The organism is Amycolatopsis sp. NPDC104819 (assembly GCF_055583145.1).
In genome coordinates, this window is sequence record NZ_JBVJON010000003.1 from 303,783 (window position 1) to 320,568 (window position 16,786).

At 70.8% G+C, this 16,786-nt stretch carries 17 protein-coding genes; 9 read left to right on the top strand and 8 right to left on the bottom strand.

The annotated features are described in order from the left end of the window. The first annotated feature begins 11 nt into the window (after nt 1-11). The 6 genes from ACZ63E_RS10550 (at nt 12) to ACZ63E_RS10575 (ending at nt 4,940) form a co-directional block, all read left to right on the top strand. Nucleotides 12-530, top strand: coding sequence for a DUF1707 SHOCT-like domain-containing protein (locus ACZ63E_RS10550; RefSeq protein ID WP_465335771.1), 519 nt, complete (start codon nt 12-14; stop codon nt 528-530). A gap of 7 nt (nt 531-537) precedes the next feature. Next, nucleotides 538-927 (top strand): DUF1707 SHOCT-like domain-containing protein, encoded by a 390-nt coding sequence (locus ACZ63E_RS10555; RefSeq protein WP_465309095.1) that lies wholly within the window; start codon nt 538-540, stop codon nt 925-927. 21 nt (nt 928-948) lie between these two features. Further along, nucleotides 949-2,103 carry a sensor histidine kinase gene (locus tag ACZ63E_RS10560; RefSeq protein WP_465336094.1) on the top strand — a complete coding sequence of 385 codons (1,155 nt, stop codon included), beginning with the start codon at nt 949-951 and terminating at the stop codon, nt 2,101-2,103. Nucleotides 2,104-2,179: 76 nt separating this feature from the next. Beyond that, the gene (locus ACZ63E_RS10565; protein ID WP_465335772.1) at nt 2,180-3,205 is read left to right on the top strand and encodes a hypothetical protein; all 1,026 of its coding nucleotides are present in this window, start codon (nt 2,180-2,182) and stop codon (nt 3,203-3,205) included. A gap of 100 nt (nt 3,206-3,305) precedes the next feature. Further along, nucleotides 3,306-4,331, top strand: a complete 1,026-nt coding sequence (locus ACZ63E_RS10570) for a hypothetical protein (protein WP_465335773.1) — start codon at nt 3,306-3,308, stop codon at nt 4,329-4,331. 78 nt (nt 4,332-4,409) lie between these two features. After that, nucleotides 4,410-4,940: a GNAT family N-acetyltransferase gene (locus tag ACZ63E_RS10575; RefSeq protein ID WP_465335774.1), complete on the top strand. Its 531-nt coding sequence runs from the start codon at nt 4,410-4,412 to the stop codon at nt 4,938-4,940. A 7-nt stretch (nt 4,941-4,947) separates the two neighbouring features. On the opposite strand, the gene ACZ63E_RS10580 is transcribed toward ACZ63E_RS10575, so the two are convergent. Then, nucleotides 4,948-6,738 (bottom strand): glycerol-3-phosphate dehydrogenase/oxidase, encoded by a 1,791-nt coding sequence (locus ACZ63E_RS10580; RefSeq protein ID WP_465336095.1) that lies wholly within the window; start codon nt 6,736-6,738, stop codon nt 4,948-4,950. A 202-nt stretch (nt 6,739-6,940) separates the two neighbouring features. On the opposite strand from ACZ63E_RS10580, the gene ACZ63E_RS10585 reads away from it, so the two are divergent. Both ACZ63E_RS10585 and glpK read left to right on the top strand, forming a co-directional pair. Then, a complete protein-coding gene (locus ACZ63E_RS10585; protein WP_465335775.1) occupies nt 6,941-7,690 on the top strand; it encodes an MIP/aquaporin family protein in 750 nt (249 codons plus the stop codon). A gap of 32 nt (nt 7,691-7,722) precedes the next feature. Beyond that, on the top strand, nt 7,723-9,237 hold the full coding sequence (glpK, locus tag ACZ63E_RS10590) for a glycerol kinase GlpK (RefSeq protein WP_465335776.1): 1,515 nt from the start codon (nt 7,723-7,725) through the stop codon (nt 9,235-9,237). Nucleotides 9,238-9,306: 69 nt separating this feature from the next. On the opposite strand, the gene ACZ63E_RS10595 is transcribed toward glpK, so the two are convergent. The 5 genes from ACZ63E_RS10595 to ACZ63E_RS10615 form a co-directional block, all read right to left on the bottom strand. Then, nucleotides 9,307-10,110 carry a VOC family protein gene (locus ACZ63E_RS10595; RefSeq protein WP_465336096.1) on the bottom strand — a complete coding sequence of 268 codons (804 nt, stop codon included), beginning with the start codon at nt 10,108-10,110 and terminating at the stop codon, nt 9,307-9,309. Between the two features lie 79 nt (nt 10,111-10,189). Further along, nucleotides 10,190-10,846, bottom strand: coding sequence for a class F sortase (locus ACZ63E_RS10600; RefSeq protein ID WP_465335777.1), 657 nt, complete (start codon nt 10,844-10,846; stop codon nt 10,190-10,192). 121 nt (nt 10,847-10,967) lie between these two features. Then, nucleotides 10,968-11,537, bottom strand: coding sequence for a hypothetical protein (locus ACZ63E_RS10605; protein WP_465335778.1), 570 nt, complete (start codon nt 11,535-11,537; stop codon nt 10,968-10,970). A gap of 222 nt (nt 11,538-11,759) precedes the next feature. Further along, nucleotides 11,760-12,212, bottom strand: coding sequence for a hypothetical protein (locus tag ACZ63E_RS10610; RefSeq protein WP_465335779.1), 453 nt, complete (start codon nt 12,210-12,212; stop codon nt 11,760-11,762). A gap of 73 nt (nt 12,213-12,285) precedes the next feature. Further along, nucleotides 12,286-13,689 carry an NAD(P)H-quinone dehydrogenase gene (locus tag ACZ63E_RS10615; RefSeq protein WP_465335780.1) on the bottom strand — a complete coding sequence of 468 codons (1,404 nt, stop codon included), beginning with the start codon at nt 13,687-13,689 and terminating at the stop codon, nt 12,286-12,288. Nucleotides 13,690-13,816: 127 nt separating this feature from the next. Between ACZ63E_RS10615 and ACZ63E_RS10620 the strand changes: the two genes are divergently transcribed. Beyond that, nucleotides 13,817-14,269, top strand: coding sequence for a gamma-glutamylcyclotransferase family protein (locus tag ACZ63E_RS10620; protein WP_465309071.1), 453 nt, complete (start codon nt 13,817-13,819; stop codon nt 14,267-14,269). A 53-nt stretch (nt 14,270-14,322) separates the two neighbouring features. Here ACZ63E_RS10620 and ACZ63E_RS10625 read toward each other — a convergent pair whose 3' ends face one another. Then, a complete protein-coding gene (locus ACZ63E_RS10625; protein ID WP_465336097.1) occupies nt 14,323-15,165 on the bottom strand; it encodes a DUF559 domain-containing protein in 843 nt (280 codons plus the stop codon). 203 nt (nt 15,166-15,368) lie between these two features. Next, nucleotides 15,369-16,658 carry an amidohydrolase gene (locus ACZ63E_RS10630; RefSeq protein ID WP_465309069.1) on the bottom strand — a complete coding sequence of 430 codons (1,290 nt, stop codon included), beginning with the start codon at nt 16,656-16,658 and terminating at the stop codon, nt 15,369-15,371. Nucleotides 16,659-16,786: the final 128 nt, after the last annotated feature.

A 16,786-nucleotide genomic window follows, 5' to 3' on the forward strand; every position in this document is an offset into this window, starting at 1 on the left:
CCATCGACTACGTGACCGAAGTCCCGTCTCCGCAGCTGCGGATCAGCGACCAGAACCGCGAGTCCGCACTGACCGCGCTCGGTGAGCACATGAGCGCGGGGCGGATCGACATCGACGAGTACGGCGAGCGCTCGGCCCGGATCACCGCGGCGAAGACGCGCGGCGAGCTGGGCGAGATCTTCGGTGACCTGCCGGCGCCGCACCCGAAGTACGACGACGTCCCGCAGGCCGTCGCGGCTCCCGAACCGGAAGCCGCACCGGCTCCGCGGCACCCGGGCACGGCGGACGGCTGGAGCGGCGGGCAGCGGTTCGTCGCCGCGTTCCTCCCGCTGGTCTGGATCGCGACGATCGCGCTGATCGCCACCGGCCTCGTGTCCGGGACGCTGATCTTCGTGCCGATCGGGCTGAGCATCTTCGGGCGGTCGATGTGGGGGCATGCCGGGCGGCACGACCGGCACGACCGGCACCTGCGCGACCGCGAGCGCCGGCGCGCGCTGCGCGACTCCTACCGCCGCGAGATGGGCCGCTGATCCTCCCGTGGGCGACATGCTGCTGAGCGACGCCGAACGCCAGGACGCGCTGGACGTGCTCGAGGAGCACGTCCGCACCGGGCGGCTCGACATCGACGAGTACGGCTCGCGCTCGGCGAAGGTCACCGCGGCCAAGCGCGTCAGCGAGCTCGTCCCGCTGTTCGACGACCTGCCCTCGCCGCGGCCGAGCGCCCTGCTCAACGGCGCCGCCGCGCCGCAGGTGCCGGTGATGACCGGCGAGACCACGCTGTCGCGCTGGCTGACGGCGAGCGCGGTGCCGATCGCGATCGTCCTCGCCGTGGTGGTGCTCATCCTGTCCCGCGGCCGGCTGCTGATCATCTCCGTCGCGCTGCCCCTGGTGGTCGCGATGATCGCGGGGGCCCGCCGGCGGCGCTGAACCTGCGAGAATCGCCGCGTGATGGGCGTGGTCCCGGGCGCGCTGGACGCCCGAAGCGAACGGCTGGCCGGACCGATCTTCACGGTCGTCGGCCTGGCCGGGCTCGCGGCGTGCGTGATCTGGGGCCCCGGTGTCCGGGGTGTCACGCTGGTCGCCGTCGTGGTCGCGGCGGTGTGGGTGCCGCTGCTGGTCCCGCTCTTCCCGCACCGGCGGGCGCACCCGTGGCTCGTCTCCGGCTACTACGCCGGGGTGCTCGCGGTCGCGACCGTGCTGGTGGCCCGCGACGACACCTTCATGGGCTTCGCGTCCTTCGGCTACCCGCTCGCCTTCGTGCTCTTCCCCGCGCGGTGGGGTTTCTTCGCGGTGGCCGCGACGGCGACGCTGCCGCTGCTGGCCGCCAACTCGGATTCGCGAAGCCCGACCTGGGTGCTGGTCGCGTCGATGGCCGGGCCGCTGCTGTACGCCGCGTGGTTCGTCGGCGCGGAGAGCGAGCAGCGGCGGAAGGCGAACGTCCGGCTGGAGGCCGCGCTCGAGGAGAACGCGGACCTGCACGCCCGGCTGGTGACCCAGGCGCGCGAAGCGGGCGTGCTCGACGAACGGCAGCGGATGGCCCGCGAAATCCACGACACGCTCGCCCAGGGCCTGACCGGGATCGTCACGCAGCTGCAGGCCGCCGACGGCCCGGACCGGGATCGGCGCGTGGAGCAGGCTCGCACGCTGGCCCGGGAGAGTCTCGGCGAAGCGCGACGCGCCGTGCAGGCACTGCGGCCGGAGCCACTGGACGCGGCCCAGCTGCCGGAAGCGCTTTCCCGGCTGGCCCGGCGGGTGTCGGAGACGTCCGGGGTCGCGGTGCGCGTCGAGACGACCGGGGACACCCGGCCGCTCCTGCCGGAGCTGGAGGAGACGCTCTACCGCGTCGCGCAGGAGGCGCTGGCGAACGCGGAGAAGCACGCGAAGGCGTCCAGGATCGGCGTGACACTGTCCTATGCGGACGATCTGGTCCTGCTCGACGTCGTCGACGACGGGGCCGGCTTCCGGCCGGGTGACCGCGGCGACGGCACCGGGTTCGGCCTGGAGGCGATGCGGCAGCGCGTCCGGCGGGTGGCGGGAACGCTGTCGGTCGAGAGCGAGCCGGGCGGCGGCACGGCCGTGAGCGCGCAGGTCCCCGCCCTCTGAGATTGCTCCTTTCGCCGGGCAACCCGTCCGCCGGTCCGGACGTGGTGATCGTGCAGGTCGGGGGAAAGGGGACAAAATGAGGAAGATGTGGCTGCGGGCGGGGGTGCTCGCCACCGTGGCGATCGCCGTCACCGCGCTGGGGGTTCCGGCGGCGCAGGCCCAGGCCGTGCGGCTGTCGTGGAAACCGACGATCCTGCCGTTGCCGGCCGGGGCGAGCCCGCTGGGGCACGGGTACCTGAACGGTTCGGACGGCCACGGCGAGTACACGGGCTCGTTCATCGTCGACGACAAGCTCCAGGTCGTGAGCTGGCGCGACGGCAAGCCGGTGCTGCGCGGTGTGCCGGAGGGCTACGAGTGGGCGATGGTCGCCGGGGAGGACAGCTCGGGGCGGGTGTACGGCGACGCGCTGGACTACGACTCCGACAACGACCGTTCGTTCGTCCTCGACGCCACCGGGTTCCACCTGCGCGAGAACCCGGCGGGCTTCCGGGACTTCCAGGTGCGCGCGGTCAACAAGCGGGGTGACGCGGTGGCCATGCTGATCAGCGACGACCCGGCCGCCGACGCGCCGGCCGTCTGGCCCGCCGGTGCCGCGGCGCCGACGATCCTGTCGTTCCCGCCGGGCACCGACAACGTGACCGACATCGACGACGACGGCGCGATCCTGTTCTTCGGGATCGAGCGCGACGTCGTCTGGAAGAACGGCGTGAGCCGGCCGCTGGCCGACATCGCCGGCTTCGCGAACCCGCACGGCTCGTCGATCCGCAACGGCGTCGTCGTCGGGTTCGCGTCGAACGCCAACGCGTCGCAGGCGGTGCGGTGGACGACCCCGGAGAAGGCCACGGCGCTCTCCGGCGGCGACTACGCCATCGACCAGAACGTGGGCGGCCTGACGGCCGGGCTGGCGCCGGTCCCGGGTTCGTTCCGGGGCAAGCCGATCGCGTGGCGCGGCACCACGCCGGCCGGCGAGCTGAAGCAGCCGGGCACCTACACCGGCTACCAGCCCACCCACGTCAGCGACGACGGGACGTTCGCGGGGATCGCGTCGAACGGCCCGCTGGACGAGGGTGGGGTGCCGGTGATCTGGCGGTTGACGCCGTGACGCGGCCTTGACCGGGCGGGCCGGGAGCGACGTGCTCCCGGCCCGTTCCTAAACCGTTCCCGGGGTTCGCGCGTGCTGGCGGCGAACAGGGGAGGAACGGATGACCTTCAGAACCAAGGCACTCGCCGTCGCCGCGGCGGCACTGCTCGCCACCACGCTCGCGCAGCCCGCGCAGGCCGCCCTCGGCCGCTGGGAGGCCGACCTGCTGGCCTTGCCGGCCGGCTACTCGGACGCGTCCGGGTGGGTCCGCGGCACCGACAGCCACGGCGGGTACGCCGGGAACCTCTGGCTGGACGGCACTTCCCACGTCGTGACGTGGTCGAAGGGGCAGCCCACCGTCCACCCGGCGCCCGGGGACTCCCCGTCCGCCGAAGTCCTGGACGAGAACTCGTCCGGGACCGTCCTCGGCCAGACCATCGACCGGTACGGCTCCCGGCTGCAGCCCTTCCTGCTCGACCACGGCGAGTACCGGATGCTGCTGGCGCCGGGCGACTGGGCGAGCCTGACCGCGGTGGCGCTGAACGAACGCGGCGACGTCGTCGCCAACGCACAGCCGAACGGCGGCGGCGCGGGCGCGGTCGTCCTCTGGCACGCCGACGACCGCGACCACCCCGTCGTGATCACCGGGCAGCCGTACCTGTCCGCCACGGACATCGACGACGACCGCGCGGTCCTGGTGAACTCGCTCCCGAACTCGTTCGTCTGGCGGGACGGTGTGTTCGAGCAGCTCACGGCGCCTGCGGGGGCGGCGTACGTCAACGCCTCCGGCATCCGGAACGGGCAGGTCACCGGGAACTTCGGGGCATCCGACTGGCTCACCCTCGAAGGCGTGCGGTGGCGCTCCCCCGGGCAGCCGGAAGTGCTGCCGTCGTCCAGCACGACGTTCGGGCTCAACCGGCTCGGCCTGATCGTCGGGTACGGCACCAGGCCCGATCCGACCGGCCCGCTGGGTCCCCTCTCGGTGTGGCTGGCCGGGCGTGCGATGGGGCCACTGCCCCTCGCCGGGTTCAGCGCCGGCTATGCGAAGACGGTCGGTGACGACGGGACGATCGCGGGCGTGGTCTCCGACCGGAGTCCGTCGACCTACGGCGGTCGCCCGGTCGTGTGGCGCTACTCGCTGCGCTGACGCCGTGACCCGGGCCTGATCCGGCCTTGATCGCCGGGCCGGGAGCGACGTGCTCCCGGCCTGGCTAGGCTGGGTGGAGTGGAACCGGTGGAGATCAACGCGGGCACCTACTACCTGCGCCAGCTGCGCGCCGACCGGCACCTCGACGACCGGCCGCTGCTCATGGAGGCGTTCGCGGACCCGACGCACCGCAAGTACGTGCTGAACTACCGCTTGCGCACCCTCGACGAAGCCACGGAGTACGTGACCCTCCGAGCAGCCCAGTGGGCCGGCGACGAGCGGTGTTCCTGGGCGATCGCGGAGCCGACGTCCGGGCGCCTGCTGGGCGAGGTGGGCCTGCGGGAGCTGGACCTCTCCTCGAACTACGCCGAGGCGACGATCTGGGTCCACCCGGCCGAGCGCGGCAAGGGCATCGCGACCACGGCGTTGAACGCGGCCTTGCGGTTCGGCTTCGGCGGGTTGGGGCTGACCGAGGTGAGCTACCGGTACGAGGAGAGCAACGCGGCGTCGGCGATCGTGGCGGAGCGCTGCGGGTTCACGCTGGTGGGCCCGGAGCCGGACCGGGCGCCGACGGGCGAACGCCTGATCCGCTGGCACCGGACCTCCTGACGCTCCCTCAGCTCACCGGCTCCACCAGGCCCGAGCGGGCCTCCGGGGCCGCCGACCGCAGCGCGTCCGCCGCTTCGTCGCTCGGCTGGGACTGGGACTCGCGTTCCGACTCCACCCTCGCGCGGTAGACCTCGATCTCCCTCTTCACCGTTTCGGGTGACCAGCCGAGGACCTCGCCCACCAGGGCCGCCACCTGCTCCGCGCAGTCCACGCCGCGGTGGGCGTACTCGATCGAGATGCGCGTCCGGCGGGCCAGGATGTCCTCCAAGTGCAGCGCCCCCTCGTGCGAAGCCGCGTACACCACCTCGACGCCCAAGTAGTCCGGCGCGTGCTCGATCGGCTTGAGCAGCTCCGGGCGGCCTTCCGCCGACGCCAGGACCTCGTGGACCAGAGACCCGTACCGGTCCAGCAGGTGCCGGACCCGGTACGGGTGCAGGCCGTGCTCGGCGGCCAGGTGGTCGGCCTGGTTGACCAGCGCGTGGTACCCGTCCGCGCCGATCAGCGGGACCTTGTCCGTGATGGACGGCTGGGACCGGCCGGGCAGATCGACCGCCGCCGCGTCGACCGCGTCCGCCGCCATCACCCGGTACGTCGTGTACTTGCCGCCCGCGATCGCGACCAAGCCCGGGGCCACGCGCGCCACCGCGTGCTCGCGCGAGAGCTTCGACGTCTCTTCGCTCTCCCCCGCCAGCAGCGGGCGAAGGCCCGCGTACACACCTTCGATGTCGTCGTGTGTCAGCGGTGTCGCCAGGACGCTGTTGACGTGCTCGAGCAGGTAGTCGATGTCGTGCTTCGTCGCCGCCGGGTGGGCCAGGTCGAGGTTCCAGTCCGTGTCCGTGGTGCCCACGATCCAGTGATTCCGCCACGGAATGACGAACAGCACCGACTTTTCGGTGCGCAGGATCATCCCCGACTCCGACACGATCCGGTCGCGCGGGACAACGATGTGCACACCCTTGCTCGCCCGCACGCGGAACCGCCCGCGGCCGCCGGACAGCCGCTGCAGCTCGTCGGTCCAGACGCCGGTGCAGTTGATCACCGCGGCCGCCGAGATCTCCGTTTCCCGGCCGTCCTCGACGTCGCGCACCCGCACGCCGGACACCCGGTCGGCCTCGCGCAGGAACCCGACCACCTGCGTCGACGTCCGCACGACCGCGCCGTAGTGAGCCGCCGTGCGCGCCACCGTCATCGTGTGGCGGGCGTCGTCGGACTGCGCGTCGTAGTAGCGGATCCCGCCGATCAGCGCGGACCGCTTGAGCGCCGGCACCATCCGGAGCGCGCCCGCGCGGGTGAGGTGTTTCTGGCCCGGGACACTGCGGGCGCCGCCCATCGTGTCGTACATCAGCAGGCCGGCCGCGGTGTACGGGCGTTCCCATACGCGGTGCGTCAGCGGGTACAAGAAGCTCACCGGCTTGACCAGGTGCGGCGCGATGGTCGTCAGCATCAGCTCACGCTCGCGCAGGGCTTCCCGGACCAGGCCGAACTCGAGCTGTTCCAGGTACCGCAGGCCGCCGTGGAAGAGCTTGCTCGACCGGCTCGACGTCCCCGACGCGAGGTCGCGGGCCTCGACCAGCGCCACCCGCAGCCCGCGGGTCGCGGCGTCCAGCGCGGTGCCCGCGCCGACGACGCCGCCGCCGATCACCACGAGGTCGAACGTTTCGCCACCGAGCCGCTGCCAAGTCTCTTCGCGCTTGACCGGGCCCAATCGAGCCGGGTTCGTCTCCGCTGCGTGCTGCGCCACGTGACATTCCTCCTCGGTACCGGCGAGGCTTCCAGCATCGCACGACCCGGTGATCATCCGCCCGTTCGCGGATGACACGTGTGGCGTAACCCTCCGCGATCTTGCTGTGGCATCCGGCCGGATCTTGAAAAGATTCGGCTGGCCGGTGCTTGGAATCCGCTTCTACGCCCCGGTAACGTCGCGCGGACGTGGGTCGGCAACGGTGCCGTGGCACGCCGTGATCGACCCTGCGCAGAGTGTCCAGTGTGGAGGTGCAGCGGTGAGTGCTGGGGCAATAATCGTCTGGGAACTACTGGGAACGGCCGCCCTGATCCTGCTCGGCAACGGTGTCGTCGCGAACCACGTGCTGCGCAAGACCAACGGCAACAACGGCGGAATCCTCTTCATCAACTTCGGCTGGGCGTTCGCCGTCTTCACCGGCGCCAGCATCGCCGCGCCCAGCGGCGCGCACCTGAACCCGGCGGTGACCCTCGGGCTCGCCATCGCGGACAAGACCAAGTGGGCCGACGTGCCCTTCTACTTCATCGGGCAGATGGCCGGCGCCATCATCGGCGCCCTGCTCTGCTGGGCGACCTACAAGCTCCAGTTCGACGACCACCCCGAGCCCGAGAACACCCTCGGCATCTTCTCCACCGCACCGCAGATCCCGAACGTCGCGTGGAACCTCGTCACCGAGGTCATCGGCACCTTCGTGCTGGTGGCCTGGATCCTGCTCAGCCCGACGTTCGCCGCGACCGACGGCGGCACCCCGAACTTCGGCAACTCCGCGCTGGGCTACGCGGGCGTCTCGTTCGTGGTCCTTGTGATAGGCACCTCCCTCGGTGGCCCGACCGGGTACGCCATCAACCCGGCGCGTGACCTCGGCCCCCGGATCGCGTACGCGTTCCTGATGCCGATCCGCAACAAGGCGAACGCCAACTGGGGCTACTCCTGGATCCCGGTCGTCGGCCCGCTGGTCGGTGGCGCTCTCGCCGCGCTCGTCTACCTCCTCGTGCACAACCTGACCTGATCGCCCGTCCGAGAAGAACTCCTGGAGCAAGCATGACTTCGTACGTAGCCGCGATCGACCAGGGCACCACCTCGACCCGGTGCATGATCTTCAACCACGAGGGCCGGGTCGTCGCCGTCGACCAGAAGGAGCACGAGCAGATCTTCCCGAAGGCGGGCTGGGTCGAGCACAACGCCGAGGAGATCTGGGAAAACACCCGCACGGTCGCCGCGGGCGCGCTCGCCAAGGCCGACCTGCACGCGAGTGACATCGTCGCCGTCGGCATCACCAACCAGCGCGAGACCGCGCTGGTCTGGGACAAGACGACCGGCAAGCCGGTGTACAACGCGATCGTCTGGCAGGACACCCGCACCGACCGGATCGTCACCGAGCTCGGCAACCTCGGCGGCGGCCAGGAGCGCTACCGCGACAAGGTCGGCCTCCCGCTCGCGACGTACTTCTCCGGGCCGAAGATCAAGTGGATCCTCGACAACGTCGACGGCGCGCGCGAGAAGGCCGAAGCCGGTGACCTGATCTTCGGCAACATGGACACCTGGGTGCTCTGGAACATGACCGGCGGCGCCGACGGCGGCGTGCACGTCACCGACCCGACCAACGCCTCACGCACCATGCTCATGGACCTCGACACCCTGCAGTGGGACCCCGAGATCGCCGCCGAGATGACGATCCCGCTGTCCATGCTGCCGGAGATCCGCTCCTCCTCCGAGGAGTACGGCAAGGTCCGCGAGAAGGGCGCGCTCGCCGGCGTGCCGATCGCGGGCATCCTGGGCGACCAGCAGGCCGCGACGTTCGGCCAGGCCTGTCTTTCGCCCGGCGAGGCCAAGAACACCTACGGCACCGGCAACTTCATGCTGCTCAACACCGGCACCGAAAAGGTGATGTCGCAGAACGGGCTGCTCACCACGGTCTGCTACAAGATCGGTTCGAACGACACGGTCTACGCGCTGGAAGGCTCCATCGCCGTCACCGGTTCGCTGGTGCAGTGGCTGCGCGACAACCTCGGCATGATCTCGACCGCGGCCGAGATCGAGGAGCACGCGCGCAGCGTCGAGGACAACGGCGGCGCGTACTTCGTCCCGGCGTTCTCGGGTCTGTTCGCTCCTTACTGGCGGTCCGACGCTCGCGGCGCGATCGTCGGGCTCACCCGGTTCGTCAACAAGGGACACCTGGCCCGCGCGGTGCTGGAGGCGACCGCCTTCCAGTCGCGCGAGGTCATCGACGCGATGAACGCCGACTCCGGAGTCCCGCTGAAGTCGCTCAAGGTCGACGGCGGCATGGTCGTCAACGAGCTGCTCATGCAGTTCCAGGCCGACATCCTCGGTGTGCCGGTGATCCGCCCGGTGGTCAACGAGACCACCGCGCTGGGCGCCGCGTACGCCGCCGGCCTGGCCGTCGGGTTCTGGAAGTCCGAAGACGACATCCGCACCAACTGGGCCCAGGACAAGCAGTGGGACCCGTCGATGGACGACGCCCGCCGCGAATCCGAGTACCGCAACTGGAAGAAGGCCGTCACCAAGACCTTCGACTGGGTCTCCGAAGAGGACTGACCGGCCTGGGCCGGGGGCACCACGTGCCCTCGGCCCGCCCCTCAGTCGTCCCAGCTAAGTCGTCCCAGCTCAGTCGTCCCAGCCCTCCGGCTTGCCGGACTGCTCGTTGGGGGCGATGACCAGGAACGGCACGCCCTGGTCGTCCACCACCCGCACCTGCCGCCCGTACGGGGAGTCGAACGGCTGGTCCAGCGCCTGGCCGCCGAGCTCGACGACCTTCGCCGCGCTCGCGTCGGCGTCTGCCACCGAGAAGTACGCCGACCAGTTCGACGGCACCTCCGCCGGCGCGGACGCGGGCAACGCGCCCAGCCCGCCGACCGGACGGCCGTCGACCAGCAGCACCGCGTAGGTGAAGTCGTCGTTCGACAGGTCCTGGAAGCCGTAGCCGAAGACCGTCTCGTAGAACGCCTTCGCGGCCGGGAAGTCCCGGCTCATGCACTCGTTCCACGCCAGGGTGCCCGGCGCCGCCGTGACCTGCGTGCCGATGTGGTTGCCGGGCTCCCAGAGGCCGAAGACCGCGCCCGCCGGGTCGGCCGCGACCGCCATCCGGCCTTCCTTCATCACGTCCATGACCGGCAGGAGGAGCTGCCCGCCGGCCGCCACGACCGCTTCGGCCGTCCGGTCCACATCGGACACGGCCAGGTACGTCGTCCACATCGCGGGCATCTCCTGCCCCGGCGGTGTCTGGCCGATCCCCGCGACCGGGCGTCCGCTCAGCTCCGCCATGCCGTAGAAGCCGGTCTCCTCGCCGCCCTTCTGCACGTCCCAGCCGAACAGGCCGCCGTAGAAGGCCACCGCTTTCGCCTGGTCCGGCACCATCAGGTCCACCCAGCTGGGCGTGCCGTCCGGCCACCGCTCGTCCCGGAACATCATGTCGACTCCCATCCCTCGTCCGCGCCGCCTCGGGTGACGGCCGACACAGTGTGGCACCGGGGTCCGACAAAACCGGAAATCAGCCCTGGACCAGGCGGGCGTACACGACGATGTTGTCGACGTAGTTGTGCGCGCTCCGGTCGAAGACACCGCCGCAGGTGATCAGCCGGAGCTCGGGGCCGGGTGTGTCGTCGTAGACGCCTTCACCCTCGAAGTCCTGCTTGGGCACCTGGTGCACCTTCGTCACCTCGAACGACGCCGTGGTGCCGTCCTTGCGGGCGACCGCGACCCGGTCGCCGGGCGCCAGCTCCTTAAGCCGGTAGAAGATGCCCTTCTGGTGGTTGCCGTCGACGTGCCCGAGCACGACGGCCGGCCCGACCTCGCCCGGCGTCGGCGCGTAGGTGTACCAGCCGGCCTGCAGCGGCGTGGTCACCGGCGGCACCTGGACGGTGTTGTCCGCGTTCAGCCCGAGCGGAACCAGCGACGAGTGCGCGCCGATCTTCGGGATGTCGATCGAAACCGGCTCCGACTTCGGCATCGACGCGACGGCGTCGGCCCCCGCGGCCCCCTCGGCCCGCGGTTCCGGGCTCACCGCGACCGGCTGGGCCGGCGGCGGCTGAGCGGTGGACGGCTCGGACCCGCCGCCCAGCGTCAGCACCAGGACCGCCAGGACGGCCAGCAGTGCGACGACGAGCGCGATCAGGTAACCCCGTCTGGTCGTGATCCTCGTGGTCATGGTCTCCCCCGTGACTGGCGCCTGCAGTTCACACGTCCGGGTGGCCCGTTCGGTTGGGTCCCGACGGTACCGCCGCGGGCGGGCCACTCCGGAGCCCCCGCTCCGGAGTGGCCCTGGAAGATCAGCGGCGCCGAGCCCGTCGGGCCAGCACGAGGCCGCTGCCTCCGATCGCGAGCACCCCCATGGCGGCCGCGGCCGCGAGGGGTGTGCCGGAACCGTCGTCCGGCCCGTCCGTGCCACCGGTCTGCGGGGCGCCCGCGGGCACCTTCGCGACCTGCTTGCCAGGCTGCTTCGCGGCCGGCTGCACCACGAACCACAGCTCCTGCGTCTCCGGGCCGCAGTGCAGCGCCACGATGTACTTGCCGGGCTTGACGTTCTTGACGGTCGCGTCACCCCAGTTGCCCGGCTTGGCGAAGCTCAACGCCGCCGACCGCACGCTGACGGTCTCGTCCGGGCCGCGGGTCTGGCAGTGGAAGTCGACGGCCACCTTCGTGCCCGGCTTCGCGGCCGACGGCGAGAACGTCAGCGCCTTCGTGACCCGGGTCTGCGGGCCGTTTTCGTCCGAGGGCGCGGGGGTGGTGGGCTTGGCCGAGGTGGACGGCGCGGTGTCCGGCGTCGCCGCGAGCGCGGCGGTGGGCGCGAGCACCAGGAATGCCGCAGCGACCCCCGCGACGACAGCAGTGTTCTTCATTCTTTTCTCCCCTGTGGATTCGCTTCGGAAATGACGGGAAACGGACGCCGTTCGCAGTTCCCCCTGCATCGATCTGCTCCGCTCACCTACACAGCCAAAGACGTCTCCACCTGCGATCGGTTGCGCCCTAAGGTCACGAAAACATCGCGGAATCAACGGCGAGGAACCCAGAAAAAACCACCCCGGAGCGCGGCTCCGAGGTGGTCTTTTCGAACTGATGAATCAGCCGGCCATACTGCCGTCGCCCGCTTTCGCCGCGCCGGAAGGCACCTTCGCGACCTGAGCCGCGGGCACCGAGAACTGCGTGCGGTAGGTGTTGCTGCCGCAGGTCACGGTCAGCGGGTACGTCCCGGCCGCGGTGCCCGGCTTGAGCGTCGCGTCGGCGCTGATGTTCGCGTCCGTGCCCATGAACGGGCCGGGGAAGTAGTTGGCGAAGGTCAGCACCGGCGACGAGAACACCGGCGAAGCGCCTTGGCACTTCGCCAAAGCGACGTTCGGCGCATCCCGGACGTACTTGTTCACGAGCGTCTGGTTGATCGCGGTGTTGACGTTGAGCTGCACGCTGCCCTCGGGAGCGGCCGGTGCGGGACTGCTGGTCTGCTGCGCCGTTGCCGGCGCCGCCAGCGCCGTCGCCCCGATCACCGCTGCCGCAACAAAAACCACCGTCTTGCGCACCTTCGCACCCTTCGCGTCCTTCAGCCTTACAACCGACAAGACGCGACGGGTGCGAAGGGGTTGCGTGACTTTCTCAGTCGAGATCGTCGTGGCGCATGAGCTGGCGCCCGGCCTCGGTGATCGAGCCCGAGAGCGACGGGTACACCGAAAATGTCAGTGCCAGGTGGTCCACTGTGAGCTGGTTCTGGACGGCGAGCGCGATGGGAAGGATGAGCTCGCTCGCTTGCGGCGCCACGACGACCCCACCGACGACCACGCCGGTGGCGGGGCGGCAGAACAGCTTCACGAAGCCTCGGCGGAGGCCCTCCATCTTCGCGCGCGCGTTGGTGGCCAGGGGCAGCATGATGGTGCGCGCGGGCACCTCGCCGGAGTCGATCGCCTGCTGGCTGATGCCGACGGTGGCGATCTCCGGGTGGGTGAACACGTTGGCGGCGACGGTCTTGAGCTTGATCGGCGCGACGCCTTCGCCCAGCGCGTGCCACATCGCGATGCGGCCCTGCATGCTCGCCACCGAGGCCAGCATGAGCACGCCGGTGCAGTCGCCGGCGGCGTAGATCCCGGGAACGGAGGTGCGGGAAACGCGGTCGACGGTGATGAAGCCGCCGGGGCCGGGTGCGATGCCGACCTTGTCGAGGCCGATGTCCTGGGTGTTGGGGACCGACCCGACGGTCATCAGCGCGTGGCTGGCTTCGATCACGCGGCCGTCGGCGAGGAAGATCTCGACGCCCTTCTCGGTGCGCTCGACGCGGTCGGCGCGCGCCTGCTTCGCGACGGTCGTGCCGCGCTGCGAGAAGACCTCTTCGAGCACCGCGGCGGCGTCGGCGTCCTCGTGCGGGAGGACGCGGTCGCGGCTGGAGACGACGGTGACCTTGACGCCCATCTCGGTGTAGGCGGACGCGAACTCGGCGCCGGTGACACCCGAGCCGATCACGGCGAGGTGCTCGGGCAGCTCCTGGAGCTCGTAGAGCTGACGCCAGTCGAGGATGCGCTCGCCGTCCGGCACCGCGCCGGGCAGCACGCGCGGGGTGGCGCCGGTGGCGATCAGGACGACGTCGGCCGGGAGCTTCTCGGTCTCGCCGTCCGGCTTGACGACGGCGACCTTGTGCGTCGCGAGGCCGGGCTCTTCGTCGCAGAAGCGGGCTTCGCCGATGAGGACGCGCACGCCTTCGCGCTGGACGCGGGCGCGGATGTCGGCGGACTGCGCGAGCGCGAGGCCCTTGACCCGGCCGTGGACGGTCGGGAGGTCGATGCTCGTGTCGGCCAGGTCGGTGTTGATGCCGAGCTCGCCCAGGTCGTGCATCTTCGCGAGGGCGCCGGAGGACGCGATGAACGTCTTCGACGGAACGCAGTCGTAGAGGACGCAGGCGCCGCCCAGGCCGTCTCGCTCGACGATCGTGACGTCGGCCCCGTGCTGGGCTGCGACCAGCGCGGCTTCGTAGCCGGCCGGGCCCCCGCCCATGATCACGATCCTGGTCACCTGGGTCCTCCTCTGGGCTGTTCGTGCGGTGGTCTCACCGTACGCGGCGAAGGTGACCGGACACTGAAGTGGGCGAACACGCCGAGTACGTCCACTCGGGTGAGGTGGGGGTCGCTACGCTGTCGGCGTGCCGTTGTATGCCGCTTACGGATCGAACATGGAGCCCGCCCAGATGCTGGAGCGCGCGCCGCACTCTCCGATGGCCGGCTCCGGCTGGCTGGAGGGGTGGCGCCTGACCTTCGGCGGCGAGGACCTCGGCTGGGAAGGTGCCCTGGCCACGATCGTCGAAGACCCGGGATCCCGGGTCTTCGTCGTTCTCTACGACGTCACGTCCCTGGACGAGACGGGCCTCGACCGTTGGGAGGGCGGCGAGCTGGGCATCCACTCGAAGATCCGCCTGCGCGTCCAGACCATGGACGGCTCGGTCCTGGCATGGCTGTACGTCCTGGACGCGTACGAAGGCGGCCTCCCTTCCGCGCGTTACCTGGGCGTCCTGGCCGATGCCGCCGAGGCTGCCGGTGCTCCCGCCGACTACGTCGACGACCTCCGCACCCGCCCCTGCTCAGGCATCACCGGCTGATGCCCCCTGAATCACGCGTGATGCCCTCCTGATCACGCGTGATGCCCCTACAGTCACGCGAGATGCCTCGAACGTAGGTTGAAGGCGTCGCGAAGCTCGGCAAGAAGACGGCCCGGGTCCCGCAGATCGGCGGCCGTGGCCCGGATCGTGATCCAACCTCGCCCGGCCATCCGGGCATCCCGCTCGGCGTCACGCTCATGTCGTTCCTCGTGTGCGGCGAACCCGTCGTACTCGAGCGCGATCCGGAGCGCGGGCCACGCGAGGTCGAGGACGTAGAGCCGGCGGCCGTCGACCGTGAGGATCTCGTACTGCGCCTCCGGCACCGGGAAGCCGGCCTCGACCACGGCCAGTCGGAGGATGCTCTCCGGCGGCGATTCGGCCTTCCCCGTCGCCAACGCCAGCAGCATCTGCGCCCTGTGGATACCTCGCCGGTCCCGACGGTCGATCAGGCGGTCACGGACGTTCGTCCGGAGCGTTCGGCAGTGGTCTTCCGGGAGCCCGGCCATGGCCTGGTCGACCGCCGCGAACGCACTTCGCTCGGCGCCCGAGCACAGGTAGTCGGCCAGTGCCAGGTCGAGTGAGAACACCGGCAGACCATCGATTTCGACCACGTCGAACGGCTGGTATTCGGCCCGGTGCACGACCAGCCCAGGCTTCGATCGAGCACGTTTCACCGGGGGCACGGACACGTGGATCACCGTGTCCTCCGTCACCGATATCCCATGCAGCGCAAGGGAAGTAGCGCCGGATAGTACGGCAGGCGGGCCGATGTGGATCAATGCCGCCTGAGCCAGCGTCGCCAGCTTCAGCGAGTCAGCGGCGTGGATGAGCACCCCACGCCAAGGTTGCGCGAGCACTCCCGTCGCGAGCCCCTCGAGCACCGCCCGGCGCCCCAGGATCCGATCGGCTTCGCCGCGTGAGACTGCCCCATGTCGCCCTCCCCAATTGATCACACAGTCGAGAATCGGCCCTTTCCCTCGACGAAGGGAAGAGCCGATTTCGCGAACTGTGGACAACTCGCTACGCCTGTGGATAACTCTGTGCGGAAACAGGCATCACGCGTGACTGGAGAGGCATCACGCGTGACTGGAGAGGCATCTCACGCGAGGGTGGTTAGGGCGGTGTGGACGAGGGTTCGGACTCCGCAGAGGAGGGCACGCTCGTCGAGGATGAAGGTGGGGCGGTGGATGTCGGACTGGGGGGACGGCTCGCCGGGCCAGACGCCCAGGCGGGCGAACGCTCCCTGGACGTGCTCCAGGTACCAGCCGAAGTCCTCGCCGCCGGATGACTGTTCGGTGCCGGCCAGGGCGTCCTCGCCCAGGGCGGCCTCGGCGCCGGCGCGCATCAGGGCCGTCGACTCCTCGTCGGACACCACCGGGGGGACTCCGCGGCGGTAGTCCAGGTGGAAGCCGACGCCCGTCGGGGCCAGCAGGGACTCCACCGACGAGGCCACCAGGGGCTCCAGCGCCGTCCAGACCTCGTGGTCCGCCGTGCGGAGCGTGCCGCGCAGGACGCCGTCCTGCGGGACGGCGTTGGCCGCCTGGCCCGCGTGGACCGCTCCCCACACCAGCACCGTGCCCGACCGCGGGTCGACGCGGCGGGAGAGCACCGCGGGCAGTGACGTGATGACCGTGCCCAGCGCGTGGACCAGGTCCGCCGTCAGGTGCGGGCGGGACGTGTGGCCGCCGGGTGAGGTGAGGCGCAGTTCGATCAGGTCCGCGGCCGACGTCAGCGCGCCGACGCGCATGCCGAGCTTGCCGACCTCGAGACGCGGGTCGCAGTGCAGGCCGTAGATCCGCTCGACGCCTTCGAGCGCGCCCGCCGCGATCATGTCCAGCGCGCCGCCGGGCATGACCTCCTCGGCCGCCTGGAAGATCAGCCGGACGCGGCCGGGCAGCTCCGGCGCGCCGGCCAGCGCGCGGGCCGCGCCGAGCAGGATCGCCGTGTGGGCGTCGTGGCCGCACATGTGTGCCGCGCCCTCGACGGTCGACGCGTAGGGCAGGCCGGTGTCCTCGGTGAGGGGCAGCGCGTCCATGTCCGCGCGCAGCGCCACGCATCGCTCGCCGCTGCCGATGTCGCAGACGACGCCGGTGCCGCCGGGCAGCACCCACGGCTTGAGCCCGACCGTGCGCAGCAGCGTGACGATGAGCTCGGTGGTCGCGAACTCGTGCCGCGACAGCTCCGGGTGCGCGTGGATGTGCCGCCGCCAGGCGAGCACGTCGGTCGCGTTGGCGCGGAGCCAGTCGTCGAGCCAGAACGGGCCGCGGCCCGCACCAAGGTCCTCCACGGGAGCCATGCTGACGCCGGCTTCGGAAATGAGCGCCTCCGGCCCCTCGAAAGAGGCATGAGGGTCACCTGGAACGTCCGGTCGTGAGTCGAGCACCGTCACGCCGCACCTCCTCCTGCAACACGGGTAACCCGCGCAGCGGCTGGGGTCACGCTTCGTGCCGATCGATCTGTCGTACGCATTTGCAGATGATCGTGCACCATGCAGGCGGCAAGCCGCGCCTCTAAAAC

Excerpts from the sequence above, each read along its gene's own strand:
- ACZ63E_RS10560 (WP_465336094.1), top strand. The coding sequence starts at position 949 with ATGGGCGTGGTCCCGGGCGCGCTGGACGCCCGAAGCGAACGGCTGGCC.
- ACZ63E_RS10565 (WP_465335772.1), top strand. The coding sequence starts at position 2,180 with ATGAGGAAGATGTGGCTGCGGGCGGGGGTGCTCGCCACCGTGGCGATC.
- ACZ63E_RS10570 (WP_465335773.1), top strand. The coding sequence starts at position 3,306 with ATGACCTTCAGAACCAAGGCACTCGCCGTCGCCGCGGCGGCACTGCTC.
- ACZ63E_RS10580 (WP_465336095.1), bottom strand. The coding sequence starts at position 6,738 with ATGATCACCGGGTCGTGCGATGCTGGAAGCCTCGCCGGTACCGAGGAG.
- glpK (WP_465335776.1), top strand. The coding sequence starts at position 7,723 with ATGACTTCGTACGTAGCCGCGATCGACCAGGGCACCACCTCGACCCGG.
- ACZ63E_RS10595 (WP_465336096.1), bottom strand. The coding sequence starts at position 10,110 with ATGATGTTCCGGGACGAGCGGTGGCCGGACGGCACGCCCAGCTGGGTG.
- ACZ63E_RS10600 (WP_465335777.1), bottom strand. The coding sequence starts at position 10,846 with ATGACCACGAGGATCACGACCAGACGGGGTTACCTGATCGCGCTCGTC.
- ACZ63E_RS10605 (WP_465335778.1), bottom strand. The coding sequence starts at position 11,537 with ATGAAGAACACTGCTGTCGTCGCGGGGGTCGCTGCGGCATTCCTGGTG.